The sequence below is a fragment of the Amycolatopsis sp. NPDC051758 genome (genome assembly GCF_044453095.1).
Classification (GTDB): domain Bacteria; phylum Actinomycetota; class Actinomycetes; order Mycobacteriales; family Pseudonocardiaceae; genus Amycolatopsis.
Genome location: NZ_JBITCJ010000002.1, coordinates 155,671 through 176,402, shown reverse-complemented (window position 1 = coordinate 176,402; position 20,732 = coordinate 155,671). Strand labels below are relative to the sequence as shown.

The window sequence follows — 20,732 nt, the reverse complement described above, 5'->3', positions numbered from 1 at the left end:
GGTTCTCCTTGTGCTCGGCTGGTTCAGCGGCCCAGCCGCGCGGCGGCGTGCTGCCACGCGGTGACGGCCAGGGTGGTGAGGTCGACGTCGGTCGCTCCGGCGTCACGGAGCACGACCAGCACGTCGTCGGCGGCGATGGCGACGGTGCGCAGGCGCAGCCCCGGCCGGTCGGCCGGCTGCCCGGGCAAGGTCAGGACCTGCTGGTAGGAAACGGTTTCCGCGCCGGGGACGGCGGGTGCGGTGCCGAGGGTGAGCGTCGAGACGGTGGGGAGGTCCTCGTCGTCGACGGTGACTTCGGCGCACCGGCGGACCTGGGCGGTCCAGGTGGCGAGGTCGGCCGGATGGGGTGTGCGGGCGACGAGTTCGGACAGCTGCCCGCCCGGAATGGCGGTCTGGAAGCCCTGTCCGGTCGCCGTTCCGGGGCCGAGCAGCCGGCCGTGCACCACGTCCGAGCACTCGGTGCCGTCTTTGCGGTCCGCAGTGGACAGTGCGGTGGCGACGTCGAACACGTCGCGTGCTGCGGGAGCACCCGGGAGAGTCTCGGTGGGCAGCAGAGCGGCCGGCGGTACGGCCGGCTGGGGGAGGGGCGCCGCGGCCGGTTTTCCGGCCGGGCCGGAAATGGTCGTCACCGCGGCCACGGCGACCAGCAGTGCGGCGGCGCGGACCGGGGGAAAGCGAATTCTGGCAGGCATGAAAAACCCTTTCGGGAGGATTCTCGACGGGGTTCGCGGTCCCTGCGCTGGGACCGTCACCCGGGGACGTGTCGGCGGACGTCCAAGCCCGGTGGCAGGGGAAGGCTACGACAGGAAATCGGTTACCGGAAGGCCGTCAAGATTACGTCAATGCGCTTCATGTACACCGGGTGACCTGCTGAATTAGGGGTTACTGGCGAGTCAACTGCAGGGATGTGGCACGGCCGTCCGACTCTGCTCACGCTCGGTGATCGATGCCTCACCCCGGCGGGGGAGGTCTGGGGTGGTTTTGTTTGCTTGCCATTCACATTGTCTCGTTGTGTGAGCGACCGGACAATTGCTGTCCGGGCCCGGTGTACTCTAACGTGACCGCGCACCCGATGCCGGTTTCCGGGTGATCGCCGTCACTTTTCCGGATTCGATCGAACGACCGGAGAAAGGAATACGTATGCGCATATCTGCGAGGTGGTTCGGTGCCGTCGCGGTCCTGACGACCGTGGCCTGCGTGCTGCCGGTGGCACCCGCCCGGGCTGCGACGGGCGTGCCGGACGTCCGGGCCGACGACGGCTCGCACGTCGTCGCCGAGACCACTGTGGACGGTGATCCCCGGGTGCTCGACCTGACCGTGCGCTCGACCGGCGTCGGAGCCTACGCGATGGTCCGGCTGATCCTGCCGCGCGGCTGGGCGGCCGAGCCGGACCGGAAGTGGGCGGCGGTGTACCTGCTCGCCGGGGAGACGCGGCTGCAGGACTACCGCGGCTGGAGCGCCAACACCGACGTCCGGCGGCTGGCGGACGACGCCGGCGTCCTGGTCGTCATGCCGGGTTCCGGCCCGGCGGGCTTCTTCAGCGACTGGTGGAACTACGGCAAGGACATCGCGCTGAACCAGTGGGAGACCTTCACCGCCGTCGAGCTCCCGCAGCTGGTCGACCGCGGTTATCGCGGGGACGGGCGGCGGGCCGCGGCCGGCCTGTCCCTCGGCGGGTACGGCGCGCTCGAACTCGCCGCCCGCCGGCCCGGTGTGTTCCGCTACGCCGCGTCCTACAGCGGGAACGTCAACCCGACCGGGCCGACCGGGGAGCTGCTGACCGACGCCATCGTCACGTCGGCCCACCTCGACCCGGAGGCGCTCTGGGGCGACCGGCGGCGCGAATCGGCGCGCTGGGAGGCCCACGACCCGCTGGTGAACGCCTCGCGGCTACGCGGAACCGAGGTCTACCTTTCGGCGGGCAACGGCCTGCCGGGGCCGCTCGACGCCAAGCTCCCGATCGACGTGCTGCCCGGCGCGATGCTGCTGGAGTTCCTGTGCGGCGGCCAGACGACCGCGCTGGTGGACCGGCTGCGCGCGCTCGGCGTCCCGGTGACGGCCGATCTCTACGGGCCGGGCACGCACCAATGGGCGTACTGGCAGGAGCAGCTGCACCAGACGTGGCCGCGGATGCTGCAGGTGCTCGCCGGGCCGGCGTCGTGAAGCCGTCCTATGTGGTCACCGGCGCTTCGAGCGGGATCGGCCGCGCGTGCGTGGCGGAGCTCGTCCGCCGCGGCGCGCACGTGTGGGCGAGCGTCCGCTCCGACGGCGACGAGAAGGAGCTCGTGCGCGCTTACGGCGACGCGGTGTCGGTGCTGCGGATGGACCTCCGCGACGCGGACTCGATCGAAGCGTGCGGCCGGCGTGTTGCGGCCGGCGGACCGGTGCGGGGCCTGGTGAACAACGCCGGGCTCGCCCGTCCCGGCCCGCTCGAATACGTGCCGCTGGAGGTGTTCCGCGAGCAGCTGGACGTGAACGTCACCGGGCAGCTCGCCGTGACGCGCGCGATGCTGCCGGCGTTGCGGATCGCGCCCACCGCGCGGGTGGTGACGGTCGGCTCGATCGGCGGCCGGATCGCCGGGCCGATGCTCGGGCCGTACCACACGTCGAAGTTCGCGCTGGTGGGGTTGACGGACAGCCTGCGCGCCGAACTCGCACCGGAGGGCATCGACGTGGTCCTCGTCGAGCCGGGCGCGGTCGCCACGGCTATCTGGTCTCGCGCCCGAGCGGCGGCGGAGGACGTTCGTTCGTTGTTGCCGCCGGCGGGCCTCGAGCGGTACGGGGCGCAGCTGGCCGCGGCAGAGCACAGCGCGGCGCGTTCGGCGAGGACCGGGGTGCCACCGCGGCGGGCGGCGCAGGCGGTGGTCCGCGCGTTGACGAGCCGCAGGCCGGCGCCGCGGTACCTGGTCGGCACGGACGCCCGGCTGGCGGCGGTGCTGGCGAGTTTGCCGTTCCGGCTTCGGTACCGGGTGACGGCGGCGAAGCGGTGAGGTCGCGGGATGAGGTCCAGGGGCAGGCCGCGCCGGCGGTGCGCGGATGCACTGCGGAGAGTCTCCCGATCCGGCCCCGCCACCAGCCGACGGCGGCGAAGCGGTGACCCGCCTGGTAGTGATCGTCGCCCCCGGCTCGCGCGGTGACGTGCAGCCGTGTGTCGCTCTCGGCCGGGGCCTCACGTCGGACGGCGACCGGGTCCGGGTGCTCGCCGCCGAACGCTTCCGATCCCTGGTCACCGCGCACGGACTTGACTTTGCCCCGCTCTCGGCGGATCCCGGCGAAATCCTCGGCTCGGCCGCCGGCCGGACCTGGACCGCGGGGCGCAACCCGCTGACCTTCCTCTCCGGCCTGCGCGCCGTCCTGCGGCCGGTCCTGGACCGGCTGCTCGCCGACGTGCACACCGGCTCGGCGGGCGCCGGCCTGGTGCTCGCGCCGACGCTCGGGTTCCTCGGCGCGCACCTGGGCGCCCATCTCGGCGTCCCGGACGTCGAGCTGCACTACCAGCCCGGCGTGCCGACCCGGGCGTTCGCGCACCCGCTGCTGCCGTGGGCCGGCCGCCTCGGTCCGTGGGGACGGCAGCTGAGTCACCCCACCGTCGACGCCCTGGCCTGGCACCTGCTGCGACCCGAAATCGACCGCTGGCGCACGGGCACGCTCGGCCTGCCCGCGGCCGGGCGGCGCGGGCCCCGTCGGCGGGGACCGGTGCTCTGCGGGTTCTCCGAAGCCGTGGTGCCGCGACCCCCGGATTGGCCGGCGCGGGTACACGTCACCGGCTACTGGTTCCTCGACGCGGAGGCGGACTGGCGCCCCGGGCCACGGCTGCGCGACTTCCTCGCCGCGGGTCCGCCTCCGGTGTACGTCGGCTTCGGCAGCATGCGGCCGGAAGACGCGGAGCAGACGTTCACCGTGGTCCGAACGGCCTTGCGCCGCGCGGGGTTGCGCGGACTCCTGGGCACCGATGCCGAGGACACCGACGACGTCCTGACCGTGCCGGACGTTCCGCACGCGTGGCTGTTCCCGCGCACCGCGGCGGTGGTCCACCACGGCGGCGCGGGAACCACCGCGGCCGCACTGCGCGCGGGTGTCCCGGCGCTGGTCTGCCCGGTGTTCTCGGACCAACCCTATTGGGGCGACCGGGTTTCCCGGCTCAGCGCCGGGCCAAGGCCGTTGCCCTTGCCGGAACTGGACGTCGACGTCCTGACCGCCCGGCTGCGTGAGCTCACCGGAAACCCGCTCTTCCGCCGAGGCGCGCAGTACGTCGGCGCCCGGCTGCGGGCCGAGGACGGCGTCGCGCGGGCCTGTTCCGTGCTACGAGAGGACGGCTCCTAGGTGGCCCGCTCGATCGCCGACACCAGTGCCCGCAGCGCGGCCACTTCGGCGGCCAGGGCCTTGCGCCCGGCCGGGCTGATCGTGATCCACGTGCGGGGGCGCTTGCCTTCGTAACCCTTCTCCACGTCGATCAGCCCGGCCTCCTCGAGGATCGTGACGTGCCGGGAAAGGTTGCCGGCCGTCATGTCCAAGGTCCGCCGCAGGTACCCGAAGTCCACCTGCCCGGCCTCGGCGGCGATGGTGAGGATGCCGAGCCGGTGCCGCTGGTGCACGGTCTCGTCCAGGCCCGCCGCGGGGTGCTCGCTCACGCGCGTGCCCGCCGCTCGAGGCACCACGCGACGCCGCCGCCCGCGAGCAGGACGAGGCCCGGCACCAGGGTGTTGGTGAACGCCATCGTCGCTTCGCCTTCGTAGCGCGCGAAGACGCCGAGGTGGAAGAACACGTGCTGCATGTTGTAGAGGTTGGCCAGGAGCGCGGCGGCCGCGAAGCACCCGCTGATCACGCCGAGCACCTTGCTGCGTTCCAGCCACGCCAGCCCGATCAGGCCGAGCGCGATCGTGACGAGCGGCGCGTACGGCCGCACCGGCGCGAACCGGAGGTCGAGCATGGCCAGCGCGACCAGACCGAAGACCATCGCCGCGGCGGTGGCGGCGCCGCGCGCACCCCGGCTGCCGAGGCGGGACCGCAGCGCGAGAACGCCGCCGAGCGCCAGCAGAGCGGCGCCGGCCACCGGGATCGTGAACGACGGCTGGGCGTACGGAGACCGCTCGACCCGGTAGGCGAAGGACTCCACCACCGGGAATCCGAACGAGATCGCGACGACGCCGACCAGGCCGATGGCCAGGTAGGGCCGGATCGGCGTCCGCACGCCGCTGCGGGTGCCGCGGAGCAGGTACCAGCCCGCCGTGGCCAGGAACCCGCCGACCACCGCGACCAGCCAGTAGAGCTGCAGCGGCGAGCCGAACCACACGCCGGCGACGCCGAACCGCGGCGGCCCGCCGTCCGACCACAGCGGCGCCAGCAGCACCAGCACGCCGAACAGGAGCAGCGGTGGGACGTAGGCGTGCCGATCCGCCCGGGTCCGCGCCCGCAGCCGCGTCATCTCGTCGAGCAGGTCGGCGGGTGTGCCGGTCATCAAGCCCCCAGATACGTAACTGGTTTATTTGGCAAACCAGATCTGTGAGCAGACTACCTGAGTGTCCCCGCGTCGTGCCGGAAGGCTAGAGCGTCAACAGCACCACTGCCGCGACGATCACGACGCATGCCGCGATCGTCGTGCGGCGGTAGTGGAGGATCAGCGCCGCGAACTCGCGCAGCAGGGCGCTCGGCAGGAAGTAGTGCGCCGTCGGGGAGCCGACCGCGTGGAACGGCAGGTGCAGGCGGCGGCACTCCACCGCGGCCCGGAACACGTGGTAGTTGCTGGTCACCGCGACCACCCGCCGCGCCTCTTCCGGCAGCAGCGCGGCCGAGAACCGGAGGTTCTCCTCGGTCGTGCGCGCCTGGTCCTCGCGGCGGATCCGGTCTTCCGGCACGCCGCGGTCCCGCAGGTAGGCGTGCATCGCGTCGGCTTCGGTCACGCTCTCGTCCGGCCCCCGCCCGCCGGACACCACCAGCAACGGCGGTGCGGACTCCCGCGTGTAGAGCCGGATCGCGCGCTCGAGCCGGCCCGCTAGCAGCGGCGGCACCTCGTCGCCGGACAGCCCGCAACCCAGCACGATGACCGCGTCCAAACCACCGCGGCGGCCGACCCGGCTGTAGAGCACGGAGTAGACCAGCAGCGAAAGGAACAGGAACCCGAAGTAGCAGGCGAGCACCGCGGCGACCGTCACCAGCGCCGAACCCCACCGGCCCAGCGGGACGAAGAACAGCGCTTCCAGCACGATCAGCCCGACGCCGAGCGCCAGCGACAGCAGGTTCCCGGTGCTGCGGCCCTCCCGCCGCCACATCCGCCCGCCGTTGACGATCAGCGCGATCGGCAGCACCAGCGCGACGAGCACCACGACGGCGCCCAGCACCACCACCAGGACCGGCGTCAGCCACTCCAGGTGCAACGCCTGGCGCAGCAGCCACAGCCCGGTCAGCAGCAGCGCGACGCCGAGCCACACGGCGTTGCCCAGCCGCCGTGGCTCGTGCGCGAGCCGCACGGCGAACACGAACAGGGCCACCGCGGCCGCGACGGGCAGCACCCCGTCGGCAAAACGCAAGCCCGGCCTCCCTGATCGTTCCCCGCGAAGAAGCCAACCTAACCGAGCGGCCTCCGCGGCGCGCGCCCGTCCCCGGGAAAAGCCGTGAAGGCCTCCTTCCCGGCCGTAAGAGCCGGTAAGGAGGCCTTCACGGCCTTCAGGAGCGGGTCAGGCCTTGTGCTGCATGCTCGACCGCGCCGGGTTCGCCTGGTCGGCGGCCTTCGGGTCCTTCTCGTCCTGCTTGGCCCGGACACCCGACTCGATCCGGTCGCCGACGTCCTTGTCGACGTTGCGCCAGTAGTCGAACGCGCGCGCCAGCACGGGCTCGCTCACACCGTTGAGCAGGTGCCCCACGACGTTGTCGACCAGCCGCCCGCGGGCGGCGTCGTCGAAGACCTCGCGGACCATCGTCCCGGCCTGGCCGAAGTCGTCGTCCTCCTCGCGCAGCGTGTACGCCGTGCGGACCATCTCACCGTCGGCCTGCCAGCCGGACGGCGTCCCGTAACGCGCGACGTCGGCGTGCGGGCCGCCCTTCGAGTTCGGCGCGTACACCGGGTCGGACACCTTGGTGTACCGCATCGCGCCGTCCTTGCTGTAGCTGTGCACGGGCGCGACGGGGGCGTTGACCGGCAGCTGCTTGTAGTTCGCCCCGATCCGGTAGCGGTGCGCGTCCGGGTAGGAGAACAGCCGGCCCAGCAGCATCTTGTCCGGGCTCACGCCGATGCCGGGCACCAGGTTGCTCGGCTCGAACGCCGCCTGCTCGATCTCGGTGTGGTGGTCGGTCGGGTTGCGGTCGAGGGTCATCCGGCCGACGTCGATCAGCGGGTAGTCGCCGTGCGGCCACACCTTCGTCAGGTCGAACGGGTTGTAGCGGTACGTCTTGGCGTCCTCGAACGGCATGATCTGCATCTTCAGCGTCCAGCTCGGGTGGTCGCCGCGCTCGATCGCCTCGTACAGGTCACGCGTGTGGTAGTCGGTGTCGGCCGACGCCATCTGGTCGCCTTCGTCCTGGGTGAAGCACTCGACACCCTGGTCGGTCTTGAAGTGGTACTTCACCCAGAAGCGCTCGCCGGCCTCGTTGATCCACATGTAGGTGTGGGAGCTGTAGCCGTTCATGTGGCGCCAGGTCCGCGGGAGGCCGCGGTCGCCCATCAGCCACGTCACCTGGTGCGCCGACTCCGGCGACAGCGTCCAGAAGTCCCACTGCATGTCGTGGTCGCGCAGGTTGTTGTCCGCGCGGCGCTTCTGCGAGCGGATGAAGTGCTGGAACTTCATCGGGTCGCGGATGAAGAAGACCGGGGTGTTGTTCCCGACCATGTCGTAGTTGCCTTCGCTGGTGTAGAACTTCACCGCGAAGCCGCGCGGGTCGCGCCAGGTGTCGGGGCTGCCCCGCTCGCCGGCGACGGTGGAGAACCGGATCAGCAGGTCGGTCTTCGCACCCGGCTGGAACACGGCCGCCTTGGTGTACGCGCTGACGTCGCCGGTCACCTCGAACCGCCCGAACGCGCCGCTGCCCTTCGCGTGCGGCTGGCGTTCGGGGACGCGCTCGCGGTTGAACTGCGCCATCTGCTCGATGAGGTAGTTGTCCTGCAGCAGGATCGGGCCGTCGGGGCCGATCGTGAGGGAGTGTTCGTCACTTTCGACGGGGATGCCGGCGTCGGTGGTGGTCGGTTCGGGTCGGATCTGCGTCACTGCGTTCCTCTTTCCGCGAGGCGGTCCGCGGCGCACCCGGGGCAGACGCCCCAGAACACCAGTTCCGCCTCGTCGATCGTGAAGCCGTGCCCGGTGTCGGGGGCGAGGCAGGGCGCGGCGCCGGTCGCGCAGTCGACGTCCTCGGTCCGCCCGCACCGCCGGCACACGACGTGGTGGTGGTTGTCCCCGGCCCGGCGCTCGAACCGGGCCGGGTGGCCCGGCAGCTCGATCCGCCGGACCAGGCCGGCTTCCGTGCACGCGCCCAGGACGTCGTAGATCGCCTGGGTGGAGACGGAATCCAGCACTTCGCGGACGCCGGTGCCGATGGCGTCCACAGTGGAATGAGGATGTTCGGCCAGCCAGGTCAGCACGGCCCGCCGGGGTGCGGTGACCCGCAGACCCGCCGCCCGCAAACTGGTGGCCGCATCGCTCATGACACCCCACCGTCCGCCCTTCTCTGGAACCGGTCAAGTCCTCGGATGGACGGTTTGGACGTCGCGAAAACGGGTAGGAGCGCCGATCTGGCATGGTGGTCGGGTGACTGATCGGCGACCGGCGTTCGTGCTGCACGAGCACTGGCGGCCCCGGCACCACTTCGACCTCCGCCTCGAGGAGGACGGCGTGCTGCGGTCGTGGGCGGTCCCGCGCGGCATGCCGCCGGATTCCGCGGGCAACCGCCTCGCGGTCGCCGTCCCCGACCACGCGCTCGACCACCTCGCCTACGAGGACGAGACCAAGAAGATCGCGGACACCGGGTGGTGGGAGGAGCACGACCGGACGGAGAAGCGGATCCTCTTCACGTTGCACGGCCGGACGGGCGCGGTCCGGTACGCGCTGATCCGCACCGACCGCGACTGGCTCCTGCACCGCACGCGCGACCAACCGGGAGACGCCGATGCCCCGTCCTGAAGTCGTTTCCGCCACACCGACCCTCTTCCGCGACGACGGCGCGCTCGACGAAGCGGCCAACACCGCGCTGCTGACCCGGCTCCACGGCCGGGTCGACGGCGTCTTCGTCGCGGGGACGACGGGGGAGTTCCCGGCGCTCGATCGGGCCGAACGGCGGCTGCTCACCGGACTCGCGCTCGACGTCTTTGGCGCCGCTCACACGATCGTGCACGTCGGCGCCGCGAGCACCCGCGAAGCCGTCGCGCTGACCGCGGACGCCCTGGCGGCGGGCGCGACGCGGCTGGCCGTGCTCACGCCGTACTACCTGCCGGCCGACGCCGAAGCGGTGGGACGGCACTTCGCCGCCGTCGCGGAGGCGGCCGGCGACGCCGACCTCTACGGCTACCTCTTCCCGGACCGCACCGGAGTCACGGTTTCCCCGGCGGAGTTCGCCGAGACGGGCCTGCGGGGCGGCAAGCTGTCCGGCGCCGCGGCGGCGGAGCTCACGGCCTTCCGGGCGGCGGCGCCGGACGCGCGGTTCTGGTCGGGCGCCGACACGGACCTCGCGGCGGTGGCCCGGGCCGGCGGAGCGGGCATCGTGTCGGGCCTGTCGTCGGCGTTCCCGGAACCCTTCACGGACCTGGCGGCCGCCGTCGGGACGAAGGACGAAGACGCGGCGCAGGCCCGCGCCGACGAAGTGCTGGCGGCGCTGGGCGGCACGGTGGCGGGGATCAAGGAAGCGCTGCGGCAGCTCGGCGTCGGCAACGGCGTGCTCCGGATGCCGGCTTCGGCCCCGGACCCCGAACGGATCGCGGCACTGACCGGCGGCTGAGTCCGCTTCCCCGCAGACCGGGCCGGCCGGCAACGCGGAACTCGCGTGATCGAGGCCGTAACTCGCGAGTTACGGCTTCAATCACGTGACTTCCGGTTCTGATCACGCGAGTTCCGGGGTCAGGCCGGCCGGGTCCGGACCCCGGCAGGCATCGCCCGGTGCGCCCAGTGGCCGAGCACCGCGAGCAACGCGATCTCCAGCACCATCATCAGCCGCTCGACCAGGCCGGTCGCCACCGTCGGGAGGTGGCCGCCGAGCACGACGTTCACCGCGAACGGGACGATGAACGGCAGGTAGAACGGGATCGCGGCCAGCGCCAGCCGCCGCGACCAGGTGGCGAAGCGGCGCCAGCGCGGGTCGTCGCGGTGCCGCCGGCCCAGCGCCCAGCCGACCACCGGCAGGCTCAGGCACGTCACCGCGGAGGCGTAGAGGTGGATCTTGCCGGTGGCGGTGATCGCGCCGCCCTGCGGGTCCTTCGCGAAGATCGCGACCGTCAGCAGGCTCACGCACCACAACGCCTTCGCCGCCACCAGCGCCGGGTTCGCCAGCAGGCCGCGGCGGTAGAGCGCGACGAGCAGCAGTGCCGAGCCGGTGCTGGTGAGGATCAGCGCGCCGTCCCACATCCAGCGGCCGGGGACCAGGGCGTAGTCGCTGAGCATCGCGGTGACCGGATCGAGCGGCGCGAGCCGCCGGTCGAGGTGCAGCACGGCGAGCAGGACGACGGCTCCGGCGAACGCGGCCAGCGCCCCGGGCACGAGCAGCCGGGCGCGGAGACGGGGACGGACGGGCGGTGAAGGGCACAGCATGCGTTAAGACACTCCGGGACGGCTCGGCTGGTTCAGGCGCAAGCCGCGGACGCTACCGTGACCGTTCCGTAACCAGGGCGGGACACGTCCGAGATGTGACCCAGCCCACTGCGCAGGCCGCCCCGGTGGGTCAGTGGTCGCCTTCCTGGGGGATTTCCGCGGAGTCCGTCAGGCGCAGCTTGCGCCGCGCCCGCTGGTAGAACGTCGTCATCCCGAGGCGGACCACCCGGGCCGCGCTCGGGCGGCCGCGCAGGTCCAGGCGGTCGCCGGGGGAGACGTAACCGGCGACCTGGCCGTCGACCTCGACCGCGAGGCGGCCGCTCGTCGGCAGGACCTCCAGTGCCACCGTGTCGTGCACCGACAGCACCACGCCCCGGCTGTAGGCCGAGTGCGGCGCCGCGGGGGTCACCAGCAGCGCCTCCACCGACGGGCTCGTGATCGGGCCGCCCGCGGAGAAGCTGTACGCCGTCGAGCCGGTCGGCGTCGCGACGATCACCGCGTCCGCCGAGTAGCTCACGAACGGCTGGCCGTTCACCCGCACCGCCACGACCGCGCTCCCGTCACCGGGCACGCGCACCACCGCGATGTCGTTGAACGCCGTGACCCGCTTGCCGCCGAGCTCGGCGTCGACGGCCAGGCGCGGCTCCACCGTGAACTGGTGGCCGTCGATCGCCGACAGCGCGCCCGGCAGGTCCGGCACGTCGACCTCGGCCAGGAACCCGAGCTTGCCCAGGTTCACCCCGAGCACCGGCGCGCGCTGCCCGTCGGCCAGCCGCATGGCGCGCAGCATCGTGCCGTCCCCGCCCAGGCTGACCAGCAGGTCCGAGCGGCTGCCGAGCTCCTCCGACGTCACCCCGATCGCGGCGCAGTTCAGCCGGACGATCTCGTCGGCGATGCCGAGGATCTCGATGCCGCGGTTCCCGGCCCAGCCGAGCACCGCTTCGACGGCGGCCGCCGAGTCGCGGCGGGGGTGCAGGACGAGGCCGGCGCTGTGCATCAACGGCCCCGGACGTGCGTGCTGAGCGTCATGCGCCCAGTCTGCCCGCTCCCGCCCGCCGTCGCGAGAACCGCAGGGCGCCGTCGTCGATCCGGCCGTGCCGCAGCTTGACGACGTCGTGCGCGTAGCTCATGCCCAGTGTCCACGGCGCCCGCGAACCGGCTTTCGGGAATTCGTCGATGGCCCGCAGCACGTAGCCTGCGTCGAAGTCCAGCAGCGGCTGCTCGGTGACCGCCGGGTCGTCGTTGACCGGCACGCACTGGTCGTAGCCCTGCCGGTCGAGGTGGCGCAGCAGCCGGACGACGTACTCGCCGACGAGGTCGGCCTTGAGCGTCCACGACGCGTTCGTGTACCCGATCGTGAAGGCGAAGTTGGGCACACCGCTGAGCATCATCCCCTTGTACGCCATGGTTTCCGGGAGCTTCACCGGGTCGCCGTCGACCACGAGGTCGATGCCGCCGAAGGCCAGCAGCCGCAGCCCGGTGGCGGTGACGACGACGTCCGCCGCCAGCTCGTCGCCGGACTCCAGCCGGATCCCGTCCTTCGTGAACGAAGCGATCCGATCGGTCACGATCGAGGCGTCACCGTGCTTGATCGAGCGGAACAGGTCGCCGTCCGGCACCAGGCAGAGCCGCTGGTCCCACGGCTGGTACCGCGGCTTGAAGTGGGTGTCGACCGCGTACCCGGGCGGCAGCTGCTTCATCGCCGCCTTGCGGATCATGGCCTTGACCACCCCGGGGCGCCGCCGGCTGAGCTGGTAGATCAGCGTGCTCACGGCCACGTTCTTCCAGCGCGCGATCGGGTAGGCCAGCCGCGCGCCCAGCAGGCCGCGCAGCCGGTTGGCCAGCGCGTCCTCCGACGGCAGCGAAAGGATGTAGGTGGGGGAGCGCTGCAGCATCGTGACGTGCTCGGCGCGATCGGTCATCGCCGGGACGAGCGTCACGGCGGTCGCACCGCTGCCGATCACGACGACCTTCTTGCCGGTGTAGTCGAGGTCCGCCGGCCAGTGCTGCGGGTGCACGACGGTGCCGCCGAACTCCGCGATGCCGGGGAACTCCGGCGTGTGGCCACCCGCGTAGTCGTAGTACCCGCTGCACAGGTACAGGAACTTCGCCGTGAAGCGCACAGGCTCACCGTCGTGCGTCGCCTCGACCGTCCACAGTGCGTCCGCTGTGGACCATTCGGCCCGGACGACCCGGTGCCCGAACCGGATGTGCCGGTCGATGCCCGCCTCGGCGGCGGTGTCCCGGACGTACTGCAGGATCGACGGCCCGTCGGCGATGGCCTTCTCGCTGGTCCACGGCCGGAACCGGTAGCCGAGGGTCTGCATGTCCGAATCGGACCGCACCCCCGGGTAGCGGAACAGGTCCCACGTGCCGCCGATGGCGTCGCGGGCTTCGAGGATCGTGTACGTCTTGCGCGGGAAGGCGCTGCGCAGGTGGTGGGCCGCGCCGACGCCGGACAACCCGGCGCCGACGATCAGCACGTCGACGTGGTCGGTCATCGGAGCGCCTCCGTCCGCCGCGGGCGCTTCATCAGGCGCGAGAGCACGGCGTTGTAGTGGGTGGGGGTGATGCGGGCGAGCGCGTCGAACAGGTAGGCGTCCGGGCCGACCAGGATGCGGGCCTTCCCGCGGTCGACCCCGGTGTGGATGATCGCGGCCGCCCGGTCCGGCGAGGTCATCGTCACCGCCTCGAACTGCGCGGCCATCTCTTCCTTGGTGCGCCCCAGCCCCGTCGGGTCCCGGCGCACCCGGGCGTTGCGCGCGATGTTCGTCGTGATGCCGCCCGGGTGCACCGTGACCGCACGGACCGCGCTGCCGGCCAGCTCCTGCCGCAGCGACTCGGTGAAACCGCGGACGGCGAACTTCGCCGCGCAGTAGGCGCTCTGGTACGGCATCCCGAGCAGGCCGAACACGCTGGAGGTGTTCACGATGGCGCCTTCACCCTGCTCGACGAGGATCGGCAGGAACGCCCGCGTCCCGTGCACCACCCCGCGGAAGTTGATGTCGTGCAGCCAGTCGTCGTCCTCGGGCACCGCGTCGAGCACGCTGGAGGTGACCGCGACGCCGGCGTTGTTGAAGACCGCGGCGAGCGGGGCCGGGAGCCACGCCCGCACCTCGTCGGCGAACCGCAGCTGGTCTGCCGCGTCGCGGACGTCGAGGACGCGGGTGAGCACCCGGCCGTGCAGGGCCGCGGCGGTCGCCTTCAGGCCGTCTTCGTCGACGTCGGCCAGCGCGACCGGCGAGCCGAGCCGGGACAGCCGGGTGGCCAGCGCCCGGCCGATGCCGGAGGCCGCGCCGGTGATCACCACCGGCCGGCCAGTGATGCTACGGGGCCGTGACATCGCTGCTCCTCACGTGCTGGGTGATGAGGTCGAGCACCGTGGGCCACGCGCCTTCGGGCAGGTCATGGCCCATGCCGGGGACGCTTTCCAGGCGGGCGCCGGGGATCGCGCGGGCGGTGGCGGAACCGCCGGTGGGGTGGACCATCCGGTCGCGGTCGCCGTGGATCACCAGCGTGGGCGCGGTGATCTTCCGCAGCCACGGGGTCCGGTTGCCGGACTTGAGGATCGCACCGAGCTGGCGGCCCACACCGCCCGCCGTCGGGTCGCGGTCCCAGCCCGTCCCGGCCGTCTCGCGCACCCAGGCCTCGTCGAAGGGGAAGCCGTGCGAGCCGATGTGGCGGAACATCTTCACGGCGCTTTCGACGGCCTCTTCGCGGGACTTCGGCGGCTTCGCGCCCATGAGCCGCAAGGTGGACACGGCCGGGCGGCCGATCAGGCGGGACCCGGTGGTCGACATGATCGACGTCAGGGTCCGGACGCGCGCCGGGTGCAGCGCCGCCACCGTCTGGGAGATCATGCCGCCCATCGACACGCCCGCGACGTGGGCGGTCTCGATGTCGAGCGCGTCGAGCAGCCCCACGGTGTCGGCGGCCAGGTCCGTCAGGTCGTACTGCTCCGGCGGGAAGCGGCCGGCGAACATCGCGGGCAGGCTCGCCGGCCGGAAGCGCGGGTGCGTCGACCGCCCGGCGTCGCGGTTGTCGAACCGGACGACCTCGAACCCGCGCCCGGCGAGCTGCGCGCAGAACGCGTCCGGCCAGCTGTGCAGCTGCTGGCCCAGCCCGGCGACGAGCACCAGCGGCTCGGCCCCGGCGTCCCCGATCCGTTCGTAGGCCAGGGAAATGCCCCGGCCGGTGTCGGTGATCTCTTCGGTCACGAATCTCCTCCGGTGGTGCGGCGGCGCACGACCGCGCGGCCGCCCTTGGCGGGGGCGTAGGCGACACCCCGCGAATGCCAGCGTTCGTCCGGCTCGGTGGTCGGAACGAGCGTGAAGTCCCGCAGCAGGGTCCGCAACACGACGGTCATCTCCATCGTCGCGAACGCGGCGCCGAGGCAGCGCCGGGTGCCACCGCCGAACGGGATCCACTGGTAGAGGTCCGGGCGCGCGCCGGCGAAGCGGTGCGGGTCGAAGGTGGCCGCGTGCGGGAACACCGCGTCGTCGTCGTGGATCAGCGCGATGCTGACGAGCACCGCGTACCCCTTCGGCAGGGTCCAGCGGCCCAGCTGAAAGCCGTCCTGCTTGACCTGCCGCGCGGTGAGGTCGATGACCGGGCGGGTGCGCTGGACCTCGAGGATCGTGGCGTCGAGGAGCTTGTCGTCCTCGGCGATCGCTCGCATGACGGCGGGGTGGCGGCGCAGGCGTTCGACGGCCCAGGCCAGCGTGGTCGCCGTGGTCTCGTGCCCGGCGGTGAGCAGGGTGAGGAGCTGGTCGGAGATCTCTTCGCGGCTCAGCCCGGTGCCGTCGTCGTAGCGGGTCTGCAGCATCATCGCGAGGACGTCGTCGCCGTCCGGGCGGGCCTTGGCGATCAGCCGGTCGACGATCGTGTCGTACTCGCGGCGCATCCGTTCGAAGCGGCGCCACGGGCTGAAGCGGCCCTTTTTGGAGATCGGCACGACGGCCAGCCGCGAGCCGAGGGTGACGAACGGCGGGAGCAGTTCGCGCAGCTCGGCGAACTCGGCCCCTTCGGCGCCGAACACCGCGCGGAGGATGGCGTTCAGGGTGATCCGCATCATCGACGGCAGCGTCGCGAACGCACGGCCCTCCGGCCAGCTCGCCAGCTCCCGGATCGTTTCTTCTTCGACGATCTTCTCGTACGCCGCGAGCCGGCGGCCGTGGAACGGCGGGACCAGCAGCTTGCGCTGCCGTTTGTGCTCGTCGCCGGACAGGGCGAACATCGACCGCGGCCCGAGCACCCGGCCGAGGTTGACCTCGAGGTTGTCGACGAGGTCGGGCCCGGAGGTGAACAGCTGCTTGATCTCGGTGGGGCTGCTGATCACGACGGCGTTGCCGAAGATCGGCACGTTCACGGTGAAGGCGTCCCCGTAGCGCTCCCGCAGGCGGCGCATGCCGCGCAGGGGGAACGTCAGCGCGTAGGCGCCTTGGACGGCGCGAGGCGCGGTCGGTCCCGGCGGCAGCGCCACGGGCCTCGTCATGGTCGTCATCGACCCTCCCGGAAGGTGGTACGCGACCGTACCGTCGGTACGGTACGCCCGTGTACCATCGAGTTTCAAGAGGGAAGGGGCTAGCGTGGTTCCGGTGACGACAACGGCTCCCGTGGACAGCCGGTTCCGGCAGCGGCTGCTGGACGGCCTCGCCGCGGCCATCACCCAGGGCGGCTTCCGCGACACGACGGTCGCCGACATCGTGCGCCAGGCCCGCACGTCCCGCCGGACGTTCTACGAACACTTCTCCAGCAAGGAAGAGTGCCTCGTCGCGCTGCTGGCCGACGCCAACCGCGAGATGATCCGCCGGATCTCCGACGCCGTCGACCCCCGCGGCCCGTGGGCCGGCCAGGTCCGGCAGGCGATCGAGGCGTGGATCGCGTGCGCGGAGTCCGAACCGGCGATCACGCTGAGCTGGATCCGCGACGTTCCCGCGCTCGGCGCCCCGGCCCGCGAGCTGCAGCGCGACGCGATGGAGGGGTTCATCACGATGACGCAGCGGCTGACCGACACGGCCGAGCTGCGGGCGGCCGGGATCAGCCCGCCGTCCCGGCCGCTGGCGATCATGCTGCTGGGCGGCCTGCGCGAGCTGATCGCGACCACGGTCGAAGACGGCGGCCGCGCCGGGGACGTCACCGAGATCGCGGTGCGGGCCTCGATCGCCCTGCTGGGCCCGGGTTAGGTTGCCGTGATGGAAAGCGACAACACCCAGAGCGTCTTCGACGTCCACGCCGAAGCGGCGGCCCTGCCGGCCACTGCCGCGACGATGCTGGTGGACAAGTACTTCGTCGACAAGCCGTCGGCCAGCGCGCGGATCTTCCGCATCTACCGCGAGGTCCCGCTGCACTACCACGAGGAGTGCGACGAGCACCTGTACATCCTCAGCGGCGGCGGCACGTTCCACCTCGACGGTGCGGAGCTCGAGGCGCGTCCCGGGATGTTCCTGTGCTTCGAGCGGCTGAAGGTGCACGGCTTCCCGAAGATCACTTCGGAGCCGCTGGTGGTGCTGGCGATCGACGTGCCGCGCCGCCGCCCGGACGACATCGTGTTCGTCGACCCGTCCGCCGGCGACGCGAAGACGTTCATGGCTCGCAACGCCGAGCAGGACTGACCGGCCGGTCCCAGCGCGCGGACGTCCGTTGACACCCCTGAGGTGTCACGGTGTACTCGGGATCATGGACGGCAGCCGCTGCACCCGCTGTCCCGCCTGACCCATCCCGAACACGTTGCGCCCGCGCCCTCTTCGCGGGTGATTCGTCGTGCCCGCGAAAGGAACTCCCATGACCACAACGGAAAAGACCGACTGGATCGCGACGGCGAAGGACGTCGCCGCGAAGCTCGCCGTCGACGCCGTCGAGCGCGACCGGGGTAACATCACGCCGCACCAGGAGATCCAGCTGCTCAAGGACGCCGGGCTGGTGACCCTGCTCGGGCCGCCCGGCCACGGTGGTGGCGGCCAGACCTGGGAGACCGCCTACCGCGTCACCCGGGAGATCGCCCGCGCCGACGGCTCGATCGGCCAGCTGCTCGGTTACCACTACCTGTGGGCCTGGGCGGCGCGCCTGGTCGCCACCGACGAGCAGGTCGCCGCCGTCGAAGAGCTGTACGCCACCAACAACTTCTTCTTCGGCGGCGCGGTCAACCCGCGCGACTCGGACCTGACCGTGACCGAGGACGGCGAGGAGATCGTCTACAACGGACACAAGTCCTTCTCCACCGGCAGCAAGGTGTCCGACCTCACCGTGCTCGAAGGTGTCCTGTCGGGAACGGACGACCACATCTTCGCGATCGTTCCGTCCGACCAGGAGGGGATCGTCTTCCACGACGACTGGGACAACGTCGGGCAGCGGCTCACCGAATCCGGCAGCGTCACGATCACCGATGTGCGTGTCCCGTGGGCGAGCGCCGCGGGCTACGTGGACAAGAAGTTCCACCCGTTGACCTACAACACGCTCAACGTGCCGGCGATCCAGCTGGTGTTCACCAACTTCTACCTCGGCATCGCCCAGGGCGCGCTCGACGCCGGCCTGGCCTACACCCGCGAGCGCACGCGGCCGTGGCCCTACGGTGGTGACGACAAGGAAGCCGCGACCGAGGAGTGGTACATCCTCGACGGTTACGGTGACCTGCAGGCGAAACTGTGGGCGGCCGAGGCGCTCACCGACAAGGCGGGCGCGGCCATCTCGGCGGTGCTGCACGCGCCCCGGGAGGACCTCACCCCGGAGGCACGCGGGGAGCTGGCGGTGCTGATCGCGGCGGCGAAGCAGCGCGTGATCGAGACCGGTCTGGAGATCGGGACGAAGATCTTCGAGCTGACCGGCGCCCGCGCGAGCGCGTCGAAGTACGGGCTCGACCGGTTCTGGCGGAACCTGCGCACGCACTCGCTGCACGACCCGGTGGCCTACAAGCGCCGGGAGGTCGGGGTGTACGCGCTGCGCGGCGAGGTGCCGGAGCCGACCTGGTACACGTGAGCCACTGTCTCTAATTGCGACAGCCGGGCGGCCGCCACCGTCCTACCGTCGGTGGGCGGCCGTGCCCGGACGCGGGTGCCGGGCGGCCGTCGGAGGCGACGATGAAGGCGCTGGTCTACCACGGTCCGGGTGCGAAGGCCTGGGAAGACGTCCCGGATGCCGCCGTCCAGGAGCCCACCGACGTGGTGGTGCGCGTCGACACCACGACGATCTGCGGCACCGACCTCCACATCCTGCAGGGTGACGTCGCCGCGGTCACCGACGGCCGCATCCTCGGCCACGAAGCGGTCGGCACGGTGACTGCCGTGGGTGACGCCGTCCGGGCGTTCGCGGTCGGCGACCGGGTGCTCGTCCCGGCCATCACCCAGTGCGGCCGCTGCGAGTACTGCGGCCGCGGGATGCCGTCCCATTGCCAGACGGTCGGCGGCATCGGCTGGATCTTCGGGCACCTCATCGACGGAACGCAGGCCGAGCTGGTCCGCGTGCCCTACGCGGACACGTCGCTGTACGCGGTCCCCGACGACGTCACGAACGAGCAGGCGATCTTCCTCGCCGACTCGCTGCCGACGGGGTACGAGGTGGGTGTGCTGGCCGGCCGCGTCCGCCCGGGCGACACGGTGGCAGTGGTCGGCGCGGGCGCGGTCGGCCTGGCGGCGATCCTGACGACCGGCCTGTGGGGCGCGTCGAAGGTGATCGCGGTGGACTCCAACAAGTTCCGCCTGGAGAAGGCCCTGGAGTTCGGCGCGACGGACGCGTTCGAAGCGGGTCCTGGAGTCCTTGACGATGTCCGGTCCCTCACGGACGGCCTCGGAGTCGACGTCTCGATCGAGGCGGTCGGCTACCCGGAGACCCTGCTGACGGCGGCGTCCCTGGTCCGCCCCGGCGGCCGCATCGCGAACATCGGCGTGCACGGTGTGCCGGTCGAGCTGCCGATGCAGGAGATGTGGATCCAGAACCTGACGCTCACGATGGGCCTGGTGGACACGGTGTCGATCCCGACACTGCTGAAGATGGTGTCCTCGGGCCGCATCCCGGCCGAGCGCATGGGCACACACACGTTCACCTTCGGCCAAATGGACGAGGCGTACGAGGTGTTCGCCAACGCGGCCGCGAACTCGGCGCTCAAGGTGGTCATCACGCCCTGAGCGAGTCCCGCAGGATCCGATCACCGACGGCGCCGGGCGCGAGCAGGTCCATGTTGTGCCCGACGCCGTCGACCACCTCGACCTGGAGGCGCGGGGTCAGTTCATCCAGCCGTTTCCGCGCTGCGGCCGAGTCGTGCATGGGCCTCCTTTCGCCGAGGTCGAGTAGTGCGTCGTAGACCTGGCGGTATGCGGCTTTGCTGCGTTCGTCCGGGAATCCACCGATCATCTCCGCCCCCGCGGATCGTCGTGGTGCTGTCGATTCTGCCGGGGCTCGTTCGACGCCTCCATGACAACGAGCCCAGGGAGGCCACGATGACCGGTCCGATCCGCCTGTACATGACGATGTCCCTCGACGGTTACGTGACGGGGCCGGACGACCGCCCCGGCCAGGAGCTCGGCGAGGGTGGCGGACGGCTGTTCAACTGGCTGGACCACCGCCTCGGCGACGGCCCGAGCGGCCAGGTGTTCACTGAAGCAATGGCCACGGGAGCGATCATTTCGGGCCGCCGCACGTTCGAGCTGGCCGGCCGCTGGGGCGGCGACCACCACGACGGCGTCCCGATCCACGTGCTGACCCACGAGGTGGACCCCGACGACACCCCGCCGGGCAGCGCCCGGTTCTTCACGGACGTGGTGGCGTGCGCCGAGGAGGCTCGCGCGGCGGCGGGGGACCGCGCGGTCATGGTCCACGGGGCGAGCGCTGGTCAGGCGTTGCTGGAGGCAGGGCTGCTGGACGAACTGGAGATCCACCTGGTCCCGGTACTGCTCGGCGCCGGGCGGCGGTTGTTCGGGGAAAGGGGAGTGGCGCCGGTGGAGCTGGAGCTGGTTCGGCAGCTGTCGGACCGGGATGTGCTTCACCTGCGTTATGTGGTGCGCCGCTGAACGTGCG

23 protein-coding genes are annotated in these 20,732 nt (G+C 71.8%); 10 read left to right on the top strand and 13 right to left on the bottom strand.

The annotated features are described in order from the left end of the window. Positions 1-23: 23 nt before the first annotated feature. Positions 24-692 carry a hypothetical protein gene (locus ACIA5G_RS10115; RefSeq protein ID WP_395922212.1) on the bottom strand — a complete coding sequence of 223 codons (669 nt, stop codon included), beginning with the start codon at positions 690-692 and terminating at the stop codon, positions 24-26. A 448-nt stretch (positions 693-1,140) separates the two neighbouring features. Between ACIA5G_RS10115 and ACIA5G_RS10110 the strand changes: the two genes are divergently transcribed. From ACIA5G_RS10110 to ACIA5G_RS10100, 3 genes are all read left to right on the top strand, one after another. Continuing rightward, positions 1,141-2,163, top strand: a complete 1,023-nt coding sequence (locus tag ACIA5G_RS10110; RefSeq protein ID WP_395922211.1) for an alpha/beta hydrolase — start codon at positions 1,141-1,143, stop codon at positions 2,161-2,163. Continuing rightward, the gene (locus ACIA5G_RS10105; protein ID WP_395922209.1) at positions 2,121-2,990 is read left to right on the top strand and encodes an SDR family NAD(P)-dependent oxidoreductase; all 870 of its coding nucleotides are present in this window, start codon (positions 2,121-2,123) and stop codon (positions 2,988-2,990) included. Before ACIA5G_RS10110 ends, ACIA5G_RS10105 begins: the two co-directional genes overlap by 43 nt. A gap of 103 nt (positions 2,991-3,093) precedes the next feature. After that, positions 3,094-4,323, top strand: a complete 1,230-nt coding sequence (locus ACIA5G_RS10100) for a glycosyltransferase (protein ID WP_395922207.1) — start codon at positions 3,094-3,096, stop codon at positions 4,321-4,323. On the opposite strand, the gene ACIA5G_RS10095 is transcribed toward ACIA5G_RS10100, so the two are convergent. The 5 genes from ACIA5G_RS10095 to ACIA5G_RS10075 all read right to left on the bottom strand — a co-directional run bounded on the left by ACIA5G_RS10095 (position 4,320) and on the right by ACIA5G_RS10075 (position 8,632). Further along, complete coding sequence (locus ACIA5G_RS10095) at positions 4,320-4,631, bottom strand: transcriptional regulator (RefSeq protein WP_395922205.1); 312 nt, start codon at positions 4,629-4,631, stop codon at positions 4,320-4,322. The two genes, ACIA5G_RS10100 and ACIA5G_RS10095, sit on opposite strands and share 4 nt — an antisense overlap. Then, a complete protein-coding gene (locus tag ACIA5G_RS10090; protein ID WP_395922203.1) occupies positions 4,628-5,458 on the bottom strand; it encodes a hypothetical protein in 831 nt (276 codons plus the stop codon). Before ACIA5G_RS10090 ends, ACIA5G_RS10095 begins: the two co-directional genes overlap by 4 nt. 85 nt (positions 5,459-5,543) lie before the next feature. Next, positions 5,544-6,527, bottom strand: a complete 984-nt coding sequence (locus ACIA5G_RS10085) for a YdcF family protein (protein WP_395922201.1) — start codon at positions 6,525-6,527, stop codon at positions 5,544-5,546. A gap of 147 nt (positions 6,528-6,674) precedes the next feature. Then, positions 6,675-8,198 carry a catalase gene (locus ACIA5G_RS10080; RefSeq protein ID WP_395922199.1) on the bottom strand — a complete coding sequence of 508 codons (1,524 nt, stop codon included), beginning with the start codon at positions 8,196-8,198 and terminating at the stop codon, positions 6,675-6,677. Then, entirely contained in the window at positions 8,195-8,632 is a 438-nt protein-coding gene (locus tag ACIA5G_RS10075) for a Fur family transcriptional regulator (RefSeq protein ID WP_395922197.1), read from the bottom strand. Before ACIA5G_RS10075 ends, ACIA5G_RS10080 begins: the two co-directional genes overlap by 4 nt. 103 nt (positions 8,633-8,735) lie before the next feature. On the opposite strand from ACIA5G_RS10075, the gene ACIA5G_RS10070 reads away from it, so the two are divergent. Next, entirely contained in the window at positions 8,736-9,107 is a 372-nt protein-coding gene (locus tag ACIA5G_RS10070) for a DNA polymerase ligase N-terminal domain-containing protein (protein WP_395922195.1), read from the top strand. Continuing rightward, a complete protein-coding gene (locus ACIA5G_RS10065; protein ID WP_395922194.1) occupies positions 9,094-9,918 on the top strand; it encodes a dihydrodipicolinate synthase family protein in 825 nt (274 codons plus the stop codon). Before ACIA5G_RS10070 ends, ACIA5G_RS10065 begins: the two co-directional genes overlap by 14 nt. Before the next feature lie 119 nt (positions 9,919-10,037). Here ACIA5G_RS10065 and ACIA5G_RS10060 read toward each other — a convergent pair whose 3' ends face one another. The 6 genes from ACIA5G_RS10060 to ACIA5G_RS10035 all read right to left on the bottom strand — a co-directional run bounded on the left by ACIA5G_RS10060 (position 10,038) and on the right by ACIA5G_RS10035 (position 16,227). Further along, a complete protein-coding gene (locus tag ACIA5G_RS10060) occupies positions 10,038-10,724 on the bottom strand; it encodes a DUF998 domain-containing protein (RefSeq protein ID WP_395922192.1) in 687 nt (228 codons plus the stop codon). A 130-nt stretch (positions 10,725-10,854) separates the two neighbouring features. Continuing rightward, a complete protein-coding gene (locus ACIA5G_RS10055) occupies positions 10,855-11,721 on the bottom strand; it encodes an NAD(+)/NADH kinase (RefSeq protein ID WP_395922190.1) in 867 nt (288 codons plus the stop codon). Between the two features lie 28 nt (positions 11,722-11,749). Next, complete coding sequence (locus ACIA5G_RS10050) at positions 11,750-13,225, bottom strand: flavin-containing monooxygenase (RefSeq protein ID WP_395922189.1); 1,476 nt, start codon at positions 13,223-13,225, stop codon at positions 11,750-11,752. Beyond that, positions 13,222-14,067 (bottom strand): SDR family NAD(P)-dependent oxidoreductase, encoded by an 846-nt coding sequence (locus ACIA5G_RS10045; RefSeq protein WP_395922187.1) that lies wholly within the window; start codon positions 14,065-14,067, stop codon positions 13,222-13,224. Before ACIA5G_RS10045 ends, ACIA5G_RS10050 begins: the two co-directional genes overlap by 4 nt. After that, positions 14,051-14,941 (bottom strand): alpha/beta fold hydrolase, encoded by an 891-nt coding sequence (locus ACIA5G_RS10040; protein WP_395922186.1) that lies wholly within the window; start codon positions 14,939-14,941, stop codon positions 14,051-14,053. The genes ACIA5G_RS10045 and ACIA5G_RS10040 overlap by 17 nt, the downstream gene beginning before the upstream one ends. After that, positions 14,938-16,227: a cytochrome P450 gene (locus ACIA5G_RS10035; RefSeq protein WP_395922185.1), complete on the bottom strand. Its 1,290-nt coding sequence runs from the start codon at positions 16,225-16,227 to the stop codon at positions 14,938-14,940. Before ACIA5G_RS10035 ends, ACIA5G_RS10040 begins: the two co-directional genes overlap by 4 nt. 94 nt (positions 16,228-16,321) lie before the next feature. Between ACIA5G_RS10035 and ACIA5G_RS10030 the strand changes: the two genes are divergently transcribed. From ACIA5G_RS10030 to ACIA5G_RS10015, 4 genes are all read left to right on the top strand, one after another. Then, positions 16,322-16,909 (top strand): TetR/AcrR family transcriptional regulator, encoded by a 588-nt coding sequence (locus tag ACIA5G_RS10030; RefSeq protein WP_395922183.1) that lies wholly within the window; start codon positions 16,322-16,324, stop codon positions 16,907-16,909. Between the two features lie 9 nt (positions 16,910-16,918). Continuing rightward, positions 16,919-17,338 (top strand): cupin domain-containing protein, encoded by a 420-nt coding sequence (locus tag ACIA5G_RS10025; protein ID WP_395922181.1) that lies wholly within the window; start codon positions 16,919-16,921, stop codon positions 17,336-17,338. A gap of 169 nt (positions 17,339-17,507) precedes the next feature. Next, positions 17,508-18,698 carry an acyl-CoA dehydrogenase family protein gene (locus ACIA5G_RS10020; protein WP_395922179.1) on the top strand — a complete coding sequence of 397 codons (1,191 nt, stop codon included), beginning with the start codon at positions 17,508-17,510 and terminating at the stop codon, positions 18,696-18,698. A gap of 101 nt (positions 18,699-18,799) precedes the next feature. Continuing rightward, complete coding sequence (locus tag ACIA5G_RS10015) at positions 18,800-19,843, top strand: alcohol dehydrogenase catalytic domain-containing protein (RefSeq protein WP_395922177.1); 1,044 nt, start codon at positions 18,800-18,802, stop codon at positions 19,841-19,843. Here the strand turns inward: ACIA5G_RS10015 and ACIA5G_RS10010 are convergent. Beyond that, entirely contained in the window at positions 19,833-19,982 is a 150-nt protein-coding gene (locus ACIA5G_RS10010; protein ID WP_395922175.1) for a hypothetical protein, read from the bottom strand. The genes ACIA5G_RS10015 and ACIA5G_RS10010 overlap by 11 nt on opposite strands. A gap of 173 nt (positions 19,983-20,155) precedes the next feature. On the opposite strand from ACIA5G_RS10010, the gene ACIA5G_RS10005 reads away from it, so the two are divergent. After that, the gene (locus ACIA5G_RS10005; protein WP_395922173.1) at positions 20,156-20,725 is read left to right on the top strand and encodes a dihydrofolate reductase family protein; all 570 of its coding nucleotides are present in this window, start codon (positions 20,156-20,158) and stop codon (positions 20,723-20,725) included. The last annotated feature ends 7 nt before the right edge of the window (positions 20,726-20,732 follow it).

Coding starts and splice junctions, on each gene's coding strand:
- ACIA5G_RS10010 (WP_395922175.1), bottom strand. CDS start 19,982: ATGCACGACTCGGCCGCAGCGCGGAAACGGCTGGATGAACTGACCCCG.
- ACIA5G_RS10045 (WP_395922187.1), bottom strand. CDS start 14,067: ATGTCACGGCCCCGTAGCATCACTGGCCGGCCGGTGGTGATCACCGGC.
- ACIA5G_RS10060 (WP_395922192.1), bottom strand. CDS start 10,724: ATGCTGTGCCCTTCACCGCCCGTCCGTCCCCGTCTCCGCGCCCGGCTG.
- ACIA5G_RS10020 (WP_395922179.1), top strand. CDS start 17,508: ATGACCACAACGGAAAAGACCGACTGGATCGCGACGGCGAAGGACGTC.
- ACIA5G_RS10050 (WP_395922189.1), bottom strand. CDS start 13,225: ATGACCGACCACGTCGACGTGCTGATCGTCGGCGCCGGGTTGTCCGGC.
- ACIA5G_RS10065 (WP_395922194.1), top strand. CDS start 9,094: ATGCCCCGTCCTGAAGTCGTTTCCGCCACACCGACCCTCTTCCGCGAC.
- ACIA5G_RS10110 (WP_395922211.1), top strand. CDS start 1,141: ATGCGCATATCTGCGAGGTGGTTCGGTGCCGTCGCGGTCCTGACGACC.
- ACIA5G_RS10115 (WP_395922212.1), bottom strand. CDS start 692: ATGCCTGCCAGAATTCGCTTTCCCCCGGTCCGCGCCGCCGCACTGCTG.
- ACIA5G_RS10005 (WP_395922173.1), top strand. CDS start 20,156: ATGACCGGTCCGATCCGCCTGTACATGACGATGTCCCTCGACGGTTAC.
- ACIA5G_RS10075 (WP_395922197.1), bottom strand. CDS start 8,632: ATGAGCGATGCGGCCACCAGTTTGCGGGCGGCGGGTCTGCGGGTCACC.
- ACIA5G_RS10025 (WP_395922181.1), top strand. CDS start 16,919: ATGGAAAGCGACAACACCCAGAGCGTCTTCGACGTCCACGCCGAAGCG.
- ACIA5G_RS10035 (WP_395922185.1), bottom strand. CDS start 16,227: ATGACGACCATGACGAGGCCCGTGGCGCTGCCGCCGGGACCGACCGCG.
- ACIA5G_RS10090 (WP_395922203.1), bottom strand. CDS start 5,458: ATGACCGGCACACCCGCCGACCTGCTCGACGAGATGACGCGGCTGCGG.
- ACIA5G_RS10055 (WP_395922190.1), bottom strand. CDS start 11,721: ATGCACAGCGCCGGCCTCGTCCTGCACCCCCGCCGCGACTCGGCGGCC.
- ACIA5G_RS10015 (WP_395922177.1), top strand. CDS start 18,800: ATGAAGGCGCTGGTCTACCACGGTCCGGGTGCGAAGGCCTGGGAAGAC.